This window comes from Cutibacterium sp. LaCa_255 (assembly GCF_057458005.1).
Genome location: NZ_CP190956.1, coordinates 1,006,073 through 1,021,923 on the forward strand (window position 1 = coordinate 1,006,073; position 15,851 = coordinate 1,021,923).

Here is a 15,851-nt window from a genome sequence, read left to right on the forward strand (position 1 = left end):
GTCCGTATGTGTCGCGGGTCGGTGAGACCCGTAGTGGATCCGAGAGGTGTGACGTGAGCGACCAGGTGCGCGAGACGACGGGCTACGACGCAGCCGCAGCCCAGGAGAAGTGGTCCAGGTACTGGGAGGAGAACCGCACCTTCGCAGCCCTTGACGACGGTTCCAAGGAGCGCCGCTACGTCCTCGACATGTTTGCATACCCCTCCGGTGACCTCCACATGGGTCATGCCGAGGCATTCGCCATCGGCGATGTGCTTGCGCGCTACTGGCGACTGCGCGGGTTCGACGTCCTGCACCCGGTCGGTTGGGACTCCTTCGGTCTGCCGGCCGAGAACGCCGCCATCAAGCACGGCACCCACCCCGCCGAGTGGACCTACAACAACATCGACACTCAGGCAGCCTCCTTCAAGCGTTATGCCGTCTCCTTCGACTGGTCGATGAGGCTGCACACATCCGACGAGGAGTACTACCGCTGGACCCAGTGGCTGTTCAATCGCTTCTTCGAGAAGGGGCTGGCCTACCGCAAGGATTCCTGGGCCAACTGGTGCCCCAATGACCAGACCGTGCTCGCCAACGAGCAGGTCAAGGACGGCTGCTGCGAGCGCTGCGGCGCCGTCGTCACCAAGCGTCAGCTCAACCAGTGGTACTTCCGCATCACCGACTACGCCCAGCGTCTGCTCGACGACATGGGTCAGATCGAGGGCAAGTGGCCCGATCGCGTGCTGTCGATGCAGCGCAACTGGATCGGACGTTCCGAGGGGGCCTACGTCGACTTCACCATCGACGGTCGTGAGGAGCCGGTGCGGGTCTTCACCACTCGCGCCGACACCCTCTATGGAGCGACCTTCATGGTCGTCGCTCCCGACTCCGCCTTGGCCCAGGAGATCGTCTCCGACGAAGCCCGTCCCGACTTCGAGACCTACCTTGGTGAGGTCAAGAAGAAGTCCGAGATCGAGCGTCAGTCCACCGAGTACGAGAAGACCGGTGTGCCTCTCGGTGTCGAGGCGACCAATCCCGTCAACGGGGCCAAGATTCCAGTGTGGGCTGGCGACTATGTGCTGGCTGACTACGGCACCGGTGCCGTCATGGCCGTGCCGGCCCACGATCAGCGTGACCTCGACTTCGCCCGCAAGTACGGCATCGACGTCATCCCTGTCATCGACACCGGCGAGGCCGATCCGCGCGAGTCCGGCATCGCCACCACCGGTGACGGCGCATACCAGAACTCCGGATTCCTCGATGGCATCACCACCAAGACTGAGGCCATCGAGAAGATGTGCGAGTTCCTCGGGGACAAGGGCATCGGCGAGCCGACGATCACCTACCGTCTGCGCGACTGGCTGCTGAGCCGTCAGCGCTTCTGGGGATGTCCGATCCCGATCATTCACTGCGACACCTGTGGCGACGTCCCTGTCCCCGATGACCAGCTGCCGGTCAAGCTGCCCGATCTGCGCGGGGCCGAGCTGGCTCCCAAGGGCAAGTCACCGCTCGCCGGTGAGGAGGCTCGCGAGTGGCGAGAGGTCTCCTGTCCCAGGTGTGGCGAGGACGCCCAGCGTGACACTGACACCATGGACACCTTCGTGGACTCGTCCTGGTACTTCATGCGTTACTGCTCCCCGCACTTCGACCAGGGGCCGTTCGACACCGACGCCGTGCGTCGTTGGATGCCGGTCGCCCAGTACATCGGCGGCGTCGAGCACGCCACCATGCACTTGCTGTACTCGCGGTTCTTCACCAAGGTGTTGCACGACCTCGGCATGCTCGACTTCACCGAGCCCTTCCAGCGGCTCATGAACCAGGGCCAGGTCATCAATGAGGGTCGGGCAATGTCGAAGTCGCTGGGCAACGGTGTTGATCTCGGCAAGCAGATCGACGAGTTCGGCGTCGACGCGGTGCGGACCACCGTCATCTTCGCCGGTCCGCCGGACGAGGACATCGACTGGGCGGACGTCTCCCCAGCTTCGATCCTGAAGTTCCTGCAGCGTGCCTGGCGGGTGGCTTCCGAGGTCACCAGCGACCCCGACGTCGACGTGACCAATGGCGACGTCGGCCTGCGCCGTGTGACTCACCGCAGCATCGCCGACATCACCGAGCTGCTCGACGGCGGCCGGTACAACGTCGTCGTGGCGCGCATCATGGAGCTCGTCAATGCCACCCGCAAGGCCATTGACTCGGGTTGTGGCCCGGTCGACCCGGCGGTGCGCGAGGCCGTCACCTTCACCGCCCAGGCGCTCTCCCTGGTGGCCCCGTATCTGGCCGAGGAGATGTGGGAGATGCTCGGCCTCGAGCCGTCCGTCGCCAACTCTCAGTGGCCGACCGCTGACGAGAAGCTGCTGGTCGCCGAGGAGGTGACCATGGTCGTCCAGGTGACGGGCAAGGTTCGTGCCAAGATCCAGGTGAGCCCTGACATCACCGAGGAGCAGGCCCGTGAGCTGGCCCTGGCTGACTCCAACGTCCAGCGGTTCACCGAGGGCAAGGAGATCGTCAAGGTCATTGCCCGTCTGCCGAAGATGATTTCCATCGTCGCGAAGTGACCCCCTGAAATCCTCGTGATCATGCCAGTCATGAGCTGATACCCCGACGACGCGGCGGCGAGTCTGTGGAAAACAGACTCGCCGCCGCGTTGCGTTGTCCACAGATTTGAAAAAGGTGGCGGATTCCAGGTCCTTCGACGACAACTGACGGTATGAGCGATGAGTACCGAGAACGTCTTGAGGACCTCATGGCGCGGCTGCCTGCCCGAAGTATGGGGCCCAGACGCTCTGCCACCCCCGCGGCGGAGGAACCGGCAGAGGATGACGCCCCAAGGCCGACACGGTCAGTGACCCGTGTCCACGCCTCGGCCGTGGGCACCCTGCTCGTCCTGGTGCTGTCGGTGGTGGCCGTCGTCTTGCTGAGATCCAAACCCGCCGAGGTACCCGCTGGGGCAGTGGTCGTCTCGACGGTGCCAGAAGGTGCGACTCTGCCGGGCGCGGCCAGCAGCGATGCGGAGACGCCTGAGGGATCTGCGTCTGCTCCAGCGGCAGTGTTGAGCCCCTCACCAGCTCCCACCGAGAATCAGAGTGTCCAGGTGCACGTGGCGGGGCGGGTGAGGCATCCCGGGGTCTACACGGTGCCTGGCGACGCGAGGGTTGCTGACGCCGTCGAAGCAGCTGGAGGCATGGCGTCAGGAGCTCACCCGGGACGCCTCAACCTTGCCGCTCCGGTCTGTGATGGCTGCCAGATATGGATTCCAGCTCGTGGGGACGGAATGGTGGCCCCGCCTGGTCAGACTGGCAGCGTCACAGCGACTCAGAGAACCGGACCGAGTGAGACTGGTGGGGCCGCCGGCGGGCCGTCCGCGGCTGGCGCTCCGATCAATCTCAACACCGCGAGCCAGGGTGAGCTCGAGTCGATCGATGGGGTGGGGCCGGTCATGGCCGGTCGGATCGTGGCGTGGCGGCAGGAACATGGCCGCTTCACCTCGGTCGATCAGTTGCGCGAAATCTCAGGGGTCGGTCCCAAGACCTTCGAGAAGATCAGACCTCATGCCACGGTCTGAGCATGGCCATGGCGAGCAGGCCGTCACACCTGACGTCCGCATGGTTCCGGTCGCCGTGACGGCGTGTGTGGCGGCTGCACTGGGGATCAGTGGTCGGCCTCGGCTCATCCTCGTCGCTGCTGCGGGATGGCTTCTCGCGAGCATGATCGCAGCACGGCGCAAGGGATGGCTCGTGGTCGTCACGGCCCTCGTGGGTCTCAGCGTCCTTGTCACCTCCGGAATGCGCGACCACATCGTCCATGGCATGGGAGTGGCGGAGCTGGCTGACGAAGGGGCCATGGCGACCGTGACAGGTCGAGTGACCGTGGAGCCACGGACCTTTGACGGCAACGGGTCAGGAGGACCGATGGTCATGATCACCCTCGCTGTCAGTCGCGTCGCCACCGAGGACCGGGTCATCAGGCAGTCGACACAGGTCGTCGTCATGGCAACTGGGCCCAGATCGGCCGCAGCCGCGAAGCTGTCCGTCGGGGAACAGATCGAGGTGCGTGGGCTGCTGACCCCGCCACGGGAGGGACGCTCGGAAGCGGCTGTCATGAAGCTGCGCTCACCGCCCAAGGTTGTCGCTCCCGCCGGTCCGCTAGACCGTGCCGTCAATCGCTTTCGCGCCGGCTTGGTGAGGGCGGTGGCAGGGTGCCCTGATGGTCAGCGGGCCATCGTACCGTCCTTGGTCGTTGGGGATACCGCGGCGGTGTCGGAGGAGATGTCGGAGGACTTCCGCGTCACTGCATTGACCCACCTCATGGCCGTCTCAGGAGCCAACCTGGCGTCCACGACCGCTTTGCTGTGGTGGATCGGAGCGTGGTGCGGCATGAAGAGGCGCGGGTTACGCGTGCTCTCGGTGATCGGGGTCGTCGGTTTCATCACGGTGTGTCGAGCAGAGGCATCCGTGGTGCGTGCAGCTGCCATGGGAGCCGTCGCCATGTCGGCGACCGGGGTGTCCTTCGATCGTCGCGGGGGAGTACGGACTTTGGCGGTCGCGGTGACCGGACTCATGCTCGTCGATCCGTGGCTGGTGCGATCAGTGGGATTCTGGCTGTCCGCCTGCGCCACGGCAGGGATTTTGTGGTGGGCCCGACCCTGGACGACCGCGATGGCGTGGGCGCCAACCTGGTTGGCAGCGGCCGTCACCGTGCCATGGGCCGCCCAGCTTGCGACCCAGCCAGTCGTCACCTGGATGGCAGGGACGGTCTCCACCACCGGTCTGGTCGCCAACCTGGCCGCAGCTCCCTTCGTTCCGCTCGCCTCGGCCCTGGGAATGACGGCTGGACTCGTGGCCTTCATCTGGCCACCGCTGGCCGTGCCGTTGGGACGCCTGGCGGGATGGTGTGTCCAGCCGATCATCTGGATCGCGCACCTGGGAGCCAAGGCTCCGGCTGGCCTGTTGACCTGGCCAGCGGGAGGGACGGCCCTCGTCGTCCTCGGTGGGTTGTGTCTGGGCCTGGCCTTGATCACACCTGCTGTCCTGGCACGGCCATGGTTGACGGGGGTGGCAGGCGTCGCGGTGGTTGCGGCCACTGTCGTCCGCCCTCCTGTCCCTGGCTGGCCGGGGGCGTGGCAGGTGGCCATCTGCGACGTCGGGCAGGGAAGTGCTGCGTTGGTGCGCGCTGGCCCTCGTGCCGCAGTCGTCGTCGACACTGGTCCTGATCCTGACAGGCTGGGCCGGTGCCTCGATGATCTAGACGTCAACCAGGTGCCCATGGTGGTTCTCAGTCACTACCACGGCGACCACATCGACGGGTTCGACGTCATTCGTGGTCATTGGCCGACGGCGACTGTCGTCGTCTCTCAACTGGCGTCTCCGGAATGGGCAGCCAAGCGGGTGACGCAGGTCGCCACCCAGATGGGAGCACAGGTTCTCGTCGCACACCCGGGCCAGGTCATGACGGTTGGTACGGCGAGTCTCGCGCTTTTCGGTGGAATCCACCTGGTCGACGCTGACGAATCGGAGGAGGAACCTGCCGTTGAGAACAATTCCTCCGTCATCGTCAAGGCCACGGTCGAGGGGCTACGAGTTCTCCTTCCAGGAGATGCCGAGCTCGGTGAGCAGCGCCACGTCCTGGCAGATCACGCTGATCTGTCGAGTGACGTCCTCGTGGTTCCCCATCACGGATCTGCTCATCAGGACGACGACTTCTGGGCCGCGACAGGGGCTAGCGTCGCGGTGATTTCGGCAGGTAAGGCCAATCCTTTCGGACATCCCTCTCACAAGGCCATTTCCCTGGCCAAGAAGATGGGGATGCAGGTTCACCGCACTGACGAGGAAAGTACGGTTCTGCTGGCGCGCAGTGGTGGGACTGTCCTGGTGCAGACGCGATCATGACTGATCCCGTGTTCCGCGTCGCAGGGAGATTCGTCGATGTGGAGGTGTCGGACGAGCGCGCTAATCTGAGCGGTCGGTTCACCTGAGGTGAGCCCTCACGGGAAGGAGAGCAGGTGGCGTCACGGTTCACGACCAAAGGGCCTCGCATGCCGATGCGGTTGCGCACATGGCAGCGGGAGGCGCTGGATTCGTACCTGGCTTCCAGCCCACGTGACTGGCTGGTGTGCGCTACCCCTGGCGCCGGCAAGACGACGTTCACCCTGGCCGTCGCGGCTCACCTGTGGCAGGACCACGTCATCAACCGTGTCATCGTCGTCTGCCCGACCGACCATCTGCGCACCCAGTGGATAGGTGCGGCCCGCGGACTCGGCTTTGACCTGCGCGACACCACGAATGCTGAGGCGCTTCCGCCCGACTGCCACGGCTGCGTCGTCACCTACGCCCAGGTCGCCCAGAAACCAACCCTCCACGCAGCCCGGTCTACCAACATGCGCACCCTCGTCATCTTCGACGAGATCCACCACGCCGGCGACGTCATGAGCTGGGGATCTGGCGTCATCGAGGCCTTCTCGGGCGCGGTGCGACGCCTCGGTGTCACCGGAACCCCGTTCCGTTCCGACGAGGCCAGGATCGCCCACGTCCGCTACGAGGAAGTCGGCGACGGCGCCTTCGAGTCGGTGGCCGACTACACCTATGGCTACGGTGACGCGCTGCGTGACGGGGTCGTGCGTCCCGTCACCTTCGCCACCTATACCGGACGATCCACCTGGACCGACGCGCTGGGGGAGACCCACACCGCCATTCTCGGTGACTCCGAACTCACCAAGGCCAACGAGGAAATGGCCTGGCGTACCGCCTTGGACTCAGACGGGGAGTGGATCGCCCATGTCATGGCCGCGGCATGGGCGCGGGTGAACCAGCTGCGCGATTCCGGGACGATCCCGCACGCCAAGGTGCTCATCCCGGCCTCGAATCAGAAGGTGGCCAAGGAATACGCGGAGGTCTGGCGAGAGGTCACGGGCAATGAGCCCTCGGTGATCCTGTCCGAGGATGCGGCCTCGGCCAAGAAACTCACCGCCTACCGTGACGACCCGGACAAGATCTGCGCGGTCTGTGTGCGCCTCATCACCGAGGGGGTCGACGTTCCCGACGCCGCCGTGCTGATCTACTCGACGACGGCCTCGACCCCGCTGTTCTTCGCACAGATGGTGGGGCGTGTGGTTCGTGCGCGCAATCGTCGCGAGCGTGCCACGGTCTTCTTGCCAGTAGTGGGACGTCTGCTCGACATGGCCTCCGAGATGGAGGAGACTCGCGACCACGTCATCGGGCCGCCCGAGGAGCCGGACCTCATCGAGGAGTTCGACACCCGGGAACGCTCCGAGCCTGACCCTGATGCCGGGACCTGGCAGGCCGTCGCCTCTGATGCCATCCTCGGCGAGGTCATCGACACCTACGCTCCCCTCCCATCCGATGGCGGACTCTTCGCCCTCGACGGCCTCTTGAGTCCTGAGCAGGAGCGCGCTCTGCTGGCCCGTGACGAGAAGATCCGCGCCGAGCAGGCCCGGCGCGTCGCCTCGGCTCGCCGTGCCTCCAAGGCGTCGAAGGCAGCGGAGGAGAGGCAGGCCCGACGTGACAACCTCGTCGCCCTGCAGCGCCGTGGTGGCTCGGTGTATGACACCATCAGTGACCCGCGCGAAATGCGCCGAGAGATTCATCGAGCCCTGCTCGACTACTCCCACCATCACGACCTCACCCCGCAGGCGGGCTGGGGGCAGCTCTACCGAGAGGTGCCGGGCCCCAAGAATGAGTCAGCGCCGATGGATCTGCTTCGCACCCGGTTGGAGTGGCTGCACTCTCACTGATCCTCTGACGAGACAGAACACCACCTGACGCGATCCTGACGGCATCCTCTGGCATCCTTGGGAGAGTGAGTTCGGTCTACGGCACAGCATTGTTGGTCCAGGGGTCGGAGACCCTGTTGTCGGACAGGGCCGTCGATGCTCGGGTGAAAGCCGCCCGACAGGAGGTCCCAGAGGCTGAACTGGTTGAGTTGGAGGGCCGCGAGGTCGACGCGGGCCGGTTCGTGGAAGCCACCGGAGGGTCCCTGTTCAGCGAGGCGACGATCGTCGTCGTCGATTCCATCGCTGATCTCGACAAGGACCTCTTCGACCTGGTCGTCACCACGGCGTCACAACCCTCGGACGACCTGTGCCTCGTCCTCGTCCATCCCGGTGGGATGAAGGGAAAGGGGCTCTTGACCAAGCTCTCCAAGGCGAAGATCGAGACGGTGAAGGTGGAACCCCCCAAGCCTTGGGCCATCCCTGACTTCATCGCCAAGGAGGCTCGTCGAGCCCATCTCGACATGGATCATGACGCCTACGACGCCTTGCACCAAGCCCTTGGCAACGATCTTCGCACTTTGGCCGCGGCCATCGACCAGCTGGCCAGCGATTCACCGGATGGCCGGATCGGGGCCGAGACCGTCAAGACTTATTTCGGTGGCAGGGCGGAGATCTCGGCATTCAATGTTGCCGACGCCAGCCTGGAAGGACGGCTTCCCGATGCCCTGGAAACCTTGCGCTGGGGGTTGTCGACCGGGGTTCAGCCAGCAGCGGTGACGGCCGCGATGGCTCGCGGTCTACGATCCCTGGGACTGTTCCTGGACATGCGCAGCCAGCGGATGGGGGACAAACAGCTGGCTCAGGCGATCGGCGTCTCGCCCTGGAAACTCAAGGCCCTCAACAAGCAGGCTCGGTCCTGGAGCAAGGCTGGAGCGGCCAAGGCAATTCGGCTCGTCAGTACCTGCGACGCCGCCGTCAAGGGTGCCGCAGTTGACGCCGATTACGCCCTGGAGTCGATGCTCATCGACGTCGAGAGGGCCCGACAATCCTGAACCAGAGCCCCGGGCCGTATCCTTACCAAGGCTCTGAAGAGTGTCAGGTCCGATGGAGTTCCTGGGTTGGCCGGGCCGCATGATTGGCGGTAGCGTCTTGACATGTTCCACGACAGGCACGTCAAGCGCCTCGACCACCCAGTGGGTCGAGGCGCTCTGTGCATCCCCTGAAGGGGAGAGGAAGACTCAGGCTGCCAGAGAGTTGAGCTTCTTGGAGATGGCCGACTTGCGGTTGGCGGCCTGGTTCTTGTGGATGACGCCCTTCGACACGGCCTTGTCGAGCTGACGGTTGGCGATCTTGGCAGCCTTGGTGGCGACCTCGACGTCTCCGGCCTCAGCGGCGCGACGGAAGTTGCGCACGTAGGTGCGCAGGGCGGACTTGACGGCCTTGTTGCGCTGGCGCGACTTCTCGTTGGTCTTCACGCGCTTCATCTGCGACTTGATGTTCGGCACTGGGCAGCCTCTGATTCCTTGATCGGTGTACGTGGAAAGCGCCAAACAGGCGCGACAGGTCATGTTACCAAATCAACGCCGTACGCCCCAAATCAGCGGGTACCCTCGTGGTCTCACCCCTAGTCGGAGCATTGTGGTGGGCACATCAGGATCCAGGTCGGGCACTCAACCAGAGACACTCGTATGGGGCAAGCCGCAGGTTCATGGGGGTGAGATCGTAGTCGAATCCGCTCAGCAGCTCGGTGACGACGTCGTCGAGTTCCGATCGGAGGGTTTCCATGGGGAACCAGACTTCCTGCTCGCTGACGTTGTACAGCTCGATCATTCGGCCTTCTGGATGCGGTCGGCCCCACATGATGACCTTGCGGCTGGGTGAGGGCAGTACGACCGTCTCCACCGACGCATGGAACTCGGGGCTGCGACGACGGGCATTGATGGCTCGTCTCACCCCGCGCCAGATTCGACCAGGGACGCTGTGAGGCTCGGCCTGAGCCTGCTCCACCAACGACCAGTCCATCACCGGACGATGGACCCATCGGTTATCGTCAGTATGATCAGGGTCGCGCTGCCAGTCGTCGTTGAGCATTCCGACCTCGTCACCCATCCAGATGAGCGGCACGCCGCCGTACCCCAGGATCGCGGTGTGCAACATGACGATGCGGGCGATGGCGGCGTCGATGAGGGCCGGGTCCTCGGCCTCCAAGGCACGTTCCAATCCAGCGAGGCTCGCCAGGGAGCCGCTGATGCGACGGTCACCGGTCTCCGGGTTGTCCTGGAAGACCAGGCCGCGGGCGAAGGACCCGGGGAAATCCCCAGAGTAGAAGTCTGAGAGGAATCGACGGTGGGCGACGGGGTCCAGCCCGGTGTCGCGGGCGTCAGCGTCGTCGATCGCCCATCCGATGTCGTCGTGACACCGGGCATAGGTGGCCCAGGTTGTCGTCGAGGGCTTGTCGGGGACCCGGCTCAAGGCCGTCTCCATGAGACTGACGTCGCGGGCAGCCAGGGCGCTCCACAGCTGCACCATGAGGCTATTGTGGTACGCCATGTCCGATACCTTGCCCCAGTGGCGGCCTCGTCCCAGATACCCGATGAGGTCATTCGGGCCGACGACAGCCTCGGCCTTGAAGGCCACGGCAGGAGCGACGATTCGCATCGCCTGGCGCAGTGACTGGGTGATGTCGTGGACTTGTGGGAGGTTCTGGCAGCCGGTGCCGAGCTTCTTCCAGATGAAGGCGATGGCGTCCAGACGGAAGACCTCCACTCCGCGGTTGGCGAGTTCGCACATGAGGTCGAGGAACTCGCAGAAGACGTCGGGATTGGCCCAGTTGAGGTCCCACTGGAACTCGTTGAAGGTCGTCCAGACCCATCCCTGACAGTCGTCGTTCCAGGTGAAATTGCCACGCGCAAAGTCGGGGAAGACCTCCGGGAGATCCTTCTCCCACGCATCGACCTCGTTCTGAGTCTTCAGGACGTGGAAGTAGTCACGGTATTTCTGCTGACCAGCACGTGCTCGCTGAGCCCACTCATGCTCGGCTGCCACATGGTTGACGACCAGGTCCACGACCAGGGAGATGCCGTGGCTCCTCAGCGTGGTCGTCAGATCGTCGAGATCGTCCATCGTACCCAGATCAGTACGGATCGTGTGATGGTCGGCGACGGTGTAGCCCCCGTCATTGACTCCTTGTTGTGGTTGCAGCAAGGGCATGAGGTGCAGATATCGCACCCCCATCTCGGACAGATGGTCCAGATGATCGTTGATGCCCTTGATGGTGCCCGTGAAACGGTCGGTGTAGGTGGCGTATCCGATCATGGACGGCTTCTGCAGCCAGTCGGGTTCAAGGAGCCGAGCCTCGTCGAGACGCTTGAGATCGTCAGGGCGCTTGGCGATCCGGGTCACGAGAATGTCCCGGACTCTCTGCAAGGTTTCGTCGGCGCGATCGCCGTAGACCCTGCTGAGACCGATCCACAGATCGGGGAGATAGCGCTCCCAACGCAGTTCGAAGGATTGCTGGGTGGACGGATCGAGGCTCGCATGTCGGAGGCTGTCGTCGGCGACCATGATTCAAGCCTAATCGGGTGTGGAGCTGACCGTCGGGATTGACGTGTGGTCGACGGGATGAGCGCCGTGATGAGTACTGAGTTGAACCAGGCCGTGAGCACTGGTTGAGCACTGTGTCGCTGGTGCGTGAGAGACTGGAAGTTGAGCCGGGCACCCCCGGCACCATCGTCGAGACATGAGGGAGCAGATGTCCGCGCCTCAGCCTGGCAGCACAGATCCGGCCATCATTCGGAACTTCTGCATCATCGCGCACATTGACCACGGCAAGTCGACCCTGGCCGACCGGATGTTGCAGATCACCGGTGTCCTTGACGAGCGCAGCGCTCGCGCTCAGTACCTGGACCGTATGGACATCGAGCGGGAACGCGGCATCACCATCAAGTCCCAGGCGGTGCGGATGCCGTGGGAGGTCGACGGTGCCACCCACATTCTCAACATGATCGACACCCCGGGGCACGTCGACTTCTCCTACGAGGTCTCGCGGTCCCTGCAGGCTTGTGAGGGGGCGATTCTGCTCGTCGACGCGGCTCAGGGCATCGAGGCCCAGACCCTGGCCAACCTGTACCTGGCCCTGGAGGCCGACCTGGAGATCATCCCAGTTCTCAACAAGATTGACCTTCCGGGCGCCGAACCGGATCGTCACGCCGCTGAAATCGCCGGAATCATTGGATGTGATGAGTCCGAGGTGCTGCGGGTCTCCGCGAAGACCGGTGACGGGGTAGACGACCTGCTCGACACCATCGTCGCTAAGGTGCCTGCTCCCGAAGGAGTGGCCAACGCTCCAGCTCGTGCCCTCATCTTCGACTCGGTCTACGACACCTACCGCGGCGTCGTCACCTATGTCCGCGTCGTCGATGGCGCTTTGCGTCACCGCGAGAAGATCCTCATGATGAGTACCGGGGCAGCCCACGAGGTGCTCGAAATCGGCGTCATCTCCCCGGAGATGGTGCCAGCTGACGGACTGTCCGTCGGCGAGGTCGGTTACCTCATCACTGGCGTTAAGGATGTCCGTCAGTCCCGAGTCGGCGACACCGTCACCAATGCCGCTAAGCCCTCCGAGAAGGATCTCGGCGGGTACCAGCATCCCAAGCCCATGGTGTACTCGGGGCTCTTCCCAATCGATGCCAAGGACTATCCGGAGTTGCGCGACGCCCTCGACAAGCTGCAGCTCAACGACGCAGCCCTGGTCTACGAGCCCGAGACCTCGACCGCCCTGGGATTTGGTTTCCGCGTCGGCTTCCTGGGATTGCTGCACATGGAGATCGTGCGCGAGCGCCTGGAACGCGAGTTCGATCTCGATCTCATCTCCACCGCGCCCTCGGTGGTGCATCACGTCCTCATGGAGGATGGGTCGACCGTCACCGTCACCAACCCGTCGGAGTACCCGACCTCCGGGCGTATCGCCGAGGTGCACGAGCCCATCGTCGATGCCACCATCCTCAGTCCTGCCGAGTACATTGGCACTATCCTCGAGCTGTGCCAGCAGCGCCGTGGGGTCCAGCAGGGACTGGACTACCTCTCCTCGGACCGCGTGGAGATTCGGTACCGACTACCCCTCTCGGAGATCGTCTTCGACTTCTTCGACCAGCTCAAGTCCCGCACGAAGGGCTACGCCTCGCTGGATTACCACGAGGCGGGTGAGCAGGCCGCTGACCTCGTCAAGGTCGACATCCTGCTCAATGGCGATCCGGTCGACGCCCTCAGCTCCATCGTCCACCGCGACAAGTCCTATTCCTATGGCGTCGCGATGGCGGCCAAGCTCAAGGAACTCATCCCGCGCCAGCAGTTCGAGGTGCCGATCCAGGCTGCCATCGGCGCTCGCGTCATCGCTCGAGAGACCATCCGTGCCGTCCGTAAGGACGTGTTGGCCAAGTGCTACGGCGGTGACATCTCCCGAAAGCGCAAGTTGCTCGAGAAGCAGAAGGCGGGTAAGAAGCGGATGAAGGTGGTCGGCTCGGTCGAGGTGCCCCAGGAGGCCTTCGTGGCCGCTCTGCGCACCGGCGAGTCGACGGAGAAGAAGTGAGTTCCCGACTGCACGCCCGTCGGCTGCAGGTTCCGCCCCAGCTGGCTGATCGCGGCATCGACCAGGTGATCGCCTTCACCGTGCCGCTGACGGTGAGGTTTCGTGGCATCGAGGTGCGCGAGGGAACCCTGCTGCACGGCCCGGAGGGCTGGGGAGAGTGGTCCCCGTTCTGGGACTACGACCCGGCCGAGTCCGCGTCCTGGTTGCGTGCGGGCATCGAGGGGGCCACTCAACCTGTCCCGGCCGCCCGACGTGACCGCATCCCCGTCAACGTCACCATCCCTGTTGTTGACGCCGATCTCGCCCGGACGATGGCAGCTGAATCGGCCTGCACCACCGCCAAGGTCAAGGTCGCCGATCCCCGCAGCGACTTGTGGGAGGACTGCCGCCGGGTCGCCGCGGTGCGTGAGGCCATGCCAGACGGCCAGATCCGGGTGGACGCCAATGCTGCGTGGGACGTCGAGACGGCAGTGTGGGCCATCGCCGAACTCAACGCCGCAGCCGAGGGACTGGAGTACGTCGAGCAGCCTTGCCCCCAGGTCGAGGATCTCGCCCAGGTGAGACGCCGGGTCGATGTTCCGGTGGCGGCCGACGAGTCGGTGCGTCGCGCTGACGACCCGGTTGCGGTGGCACGAGCTGGTGCGGCCGACCTCATCATCGTCAAGGCTCAGCCGTTGGCCGGTGTTGTCCGCGCCCTCGAGGTCATCGATGCCGCCGGGTTGCCGGCCGTCGTCTCCTCGGCCCTGGACACCAGCATCGGCATCGGACTGGCCACCCACCTGGCGGCCGCCCTGCCCGAGCTCGACCATGCCTGCGGGTTGGGGACCCTGAGGCTCTTCCGCGGTGACGTCAGTGGCTCACCCCTGATGCCCGTTGATGGCTACCTGACTCCGCAGCGAGGCGTGGTCGACGTCGAGGCCGACGATCCCGACGACGACCTGTGTCCGAGATGGACCGAGCGTCTGGATCTCACCGTGGCCGCCCTGGCCGACTTGGAACGGAGATGACCGTGAACCCCTCCACTGCAGTAGCTCGCCGATTGGTGAGTGCCCTTGTCGGAGCCGGGGTCGAACATGTCGTCTACTGTCCTGGATCCCGCGACGCCCCCATCGGATATGCCTTGGCGGATGCTGAGGCTGCTGGATGGCTGCACGTCCACGTGCGTCTCGACGAACGGTCGGCCGGATTCGTCGCCCTGGGGCTCTCACGAGGCTCGATGATGGAGGGTTTGTGGCGCCCGGCTGTGGTCGTGACGACCTCGGGGACAGCGGTGGCCAACCTGCATCCCGCGGTGTTGGAGGCCGACGCCAGCGGAGTTCCGCTCGTCGTGTGCTCTGCCGATCGTCCCCACGAGATGTGGCAGACCGGTGCCAACCAGACCACCACCCAGGAAGGGATTTACGGGACGGCACCGAGGTTCTTCGGCGCCATTCCCGCCGGTTTCCCCGCTGACGACCGTCTCGACGGGCTCGTGCTGCGCGCCGTGACGGCTGCCAGTGGGGCACTGTCCTCGGACCCCGGGCCGGTCCATCTCAACGTCGGATTCCGTGACCCGCTCGTCCCCGACGAGCCGTGGCATCCGGTGCCCCCCAAGCCCCGAGTCGTGGACAGGATCGTCCGGCCGTCGACCCCGGTCTTCATGCCTCCTCACACCGTCGTCGTCGCCGGTGACGGTGCCGGACGTGACGCCGTCGCCCTGGCCGAGGAAGGATGCTGGCCACTGCTGGCCGAGCCGAGTTCCGGGGCGCGAGTGGGGGAGAACGCCCTCACCGACTACCAAGGAGTGCTCGGGACCAATCTGGCCGACGAGGTCGAGGCCGTCCTCGTCCTCGGACATCCCACCTTGTCACGACCCGTTACACGACTCTTGGCGAACCAGCCCGGCACCGTCGTCGCCGACGGTTCTCGCTGGACCGACGTCGCCGGTGGTGCCCGGGTCGTCCCAGGTCCCATCACGGTGCGCACCGCCAGTCGGGACGAGGCCTGGCTCGCTCGGTGGAAACGCGCCGACCATCCGGTAGCCGCCACTCGCAAGGACGAGATCTGCGCGGCCATCTGGGCCGACGCCTGCCGCGAGGTCGGGCCACTTCTCGTGCTCGGCGCTTCCGCCGTCATCCGCTCCTTCGATCGCTGCGCCGTTCCCGAGCAGCGGGGACCGGTGGCCATCGCCAACCGAGGACTGGCTGGGATTGACGGCACCGCTTCGACAGGTGTCGGCCTGCACCTGGGGCTGGGAATGCCGGTGCGAGTCGTCGTCGGGGACCTTACTGCCGCCCACGACGCGACCGCCCTCCTCAGGGGAGCTGCGGAACGGGACATCGACGTCCAGGTAGTCGTCCTCAATGACGCCGGGGGAGCGATCTTCACCGGTCTGGAGCACGCCGCTGCTCCTCGTCCGGTGTTGGAGAGGTTCTTCCTCACCCCGCAGGAGCTCGATCTGGCAGGGCTGGCGAAGACCGTCGGGGCCCGCTACCAGTGCGTCGAGACCACGGATTTCCTGACTGAATCTGTCCGCGGACGAAGCATCGTCGAGGTGACATTGCCGCAGGTCTGAGGGGT

At 65.0% G+C, this 15,851-nt stretch carries 10 protein-coding genes; 8 read left to right on the forward strand and 2 right to left on the reverse strand.

Going from position 1 to position 15,851, the window contains the following annotated elements; all coding sequences use genetic code 11:
• Nucleotides 1-53: 53 nt before the first annotated feature.
• The 5 genes from leuS (at nucleotide 54) to holA (ending at nucleotide 8,757) form a co-directional block, all read left to right on the forward strand.
• On the forward strand, nucleotides 54-2,534 hold the full coding sequence (gene leuS, locus ACP8ML_RS04505) for a leucine--tRNA ligase (protein ID WP_065672588.1): 2,481 nt from the start codon (nucleotides 54-56) through the stop codon (nucleotides 2,532-2,534).
• Nucleotides 2,535-2,686: 152 nt separating this feature from the next.
• Nucleotides 2,687-3,541 (forward strand): helix-hairpin-helix domain-containing protein, encoded by an 855-nt coding sequence (locus ACP8ML_RS04510; RefSeq protein WP_486703042.1) that lies wholly within the window; start codon nucleotides 2,687-2,689, stop codon nucleotides 3,539-3,541.
• Between the two features lie 40 nt (nucleotides 3,542-3,581).
• Nucleotides 3,582-5,864: a ComEC/Rec2 family competence protein gene (locus tag ACP8ML_RS04515; protein ID WP_486703067.1), complete on the forward strand. Its 2,283-nt coding sequence runs from the start codon at nucleotides 3,582-3,584 to the stop codon at nucleotides 5,862-5,864.
• Between the two features lie 113 nt (nucleotides 5,865-5,977).
• Nucleotides 5,978-7,726: a DEAD/DEAH box helicase gene (locus tag ACP8ML_RS04520; RefSeq protein WP_474063897.1), complete on the forward strand. Its 1,749-nt coding sequence runs from the start codon at nucleotides 5,978-5,980 to the stop codon at nucleotides 7,724-7,726.
• A gap of 32 nt (nucleotides 7,727-7,758) precedes the next feature.
• The gene (holA, locus tag ACP8ML_RS04525; RefSeq protein WP_179856522.1) at nucleotides 7,759-8,757 is read left to right on the forward strand and encodes a DNA polymerase III subunit delta; all 999 of its coding nucleotides are present in this window, start codon (nucleotides 7,759-7,761) and stop codon (nucleotides 8,755-8,757) included.
• A 186-nt stretch (nucleotides 8,758-8,943) separates the two neighbouring features.
• Here holA and rpsT read toward each other — a convergent pair whose 3' ends face one another.
• Entirely contained in the window at nucleotides 8,944-9,210 is a 267-nt protein-coding gene (gene rpsT, locus ACP8ML_RS04530; protein WP_004811708.1) for a 30S ribosomal protein S20, read from the reverse strand.
• Between the two features lie 145 nt (nucleotides 9,211-9,355).
• Nucleotides 9,356-11,269 (reverse strand): alpha-amylase family protein, encoded by a 1,914-nt coding sequence (locus ACP8ML_RS04535; RefSeq protein WP_486703043.1) that lies wholly within the window; start codon nucleotides 11,267-11,269, stop codon nucleotides 9,356-9,358.
• Between the two features lie 175 nt (nucleotides 11,270-11,444).
• Here ACP8ML_RS04535 and lepA point away from each other — a divergent pair, with 175 nt between their 5' ends.
• From lepA to menD, 3 genes are read left to right on the forward strand one after another with little or no spacing between them, the layout of a single operon-like run.
• Nucleotides 11,445-13,292, forward strand: coding sequence for a translation elongation factor 4 (lepA, locus tag ACP8ML_RS04540; RefSeq protein ID WP_171048675.1), 1,848 nt, complete (start codon nucleotides 11,445-11,447; stop codon nucleotides 13,290-13,292).
• Entirely contained in the window at nucleotides 13,289-14,299 is a 1,011-nt protein-coding gene (locus ACP8ML_RS04545; protein WP_081302554.1) for an o-succinylbenzoate synthase, read from the forward strand. The genes lepA and ACP8ML_RS04545 overlap by 4 nt, the downstream gene beginning before the upstream one ends.
• Complete coding sequence (menD, locus tag ACP8ML_RS04550) at nucleotides 14,296-15,846, forward strand: 2-succinyl-5-enolpyruvyl-6-hydroxy-3-cyclohexene-1-carboxylic-acid synthase (protein WP_117189792.1); 1,551 nt, start codon at nucleotides 14,296-14,298, stop codon at nucleotides 15,844-15,846. Before ACP8ML_RS04545 ends, menD begins: the two co-directional genes overlap by 4 nt.
• The last annotated feature ends 5 nt before the right edge of the window (nucleotides 15,847-15,851 follow it).

What these genes read in the sequence shown, in the direction of transcription:
- ACP8ML_RS04515 (WP_486703067.1), top strand. Translation starts at nt 3,582, where the DNA reads ATGGTTCCGGTCGCCGTGACGGCGTGTGTGGCGGCTGCACTGGGGATC.
- menD (WP_117189792.1), top strand. Translation starts at nt 14,296, where the DNA reads ATGACCGTGAACCCCTCCACTGCAGTAGCTCGCCGATTGGTGAGTGCC.
- ACP8ML_RS04535 (WP_486703043.1), bottom strand. Translation starts at nt 11,269, where the DNA reads ATGGTCGCCGACGACAGCCTCCGACATGCGAGCCTCGATCCGTCCACC.
- lepA (WP_171048675.1), top strand. Translation starts at nt 11,445, where the DNA reads ATGAGGGAGCAGATGTCCGCGCCTCAGCCTGGCAGCACAGATCCGGCC.
- ACP8ML_RS04510 (WP_486703042.1), top strand. Translation starts at nt 2,687, where the DNA reads ATGAGCGATGAGTACCGAGAACGTCTTGAGGACCTCATGGCGCGGCTG.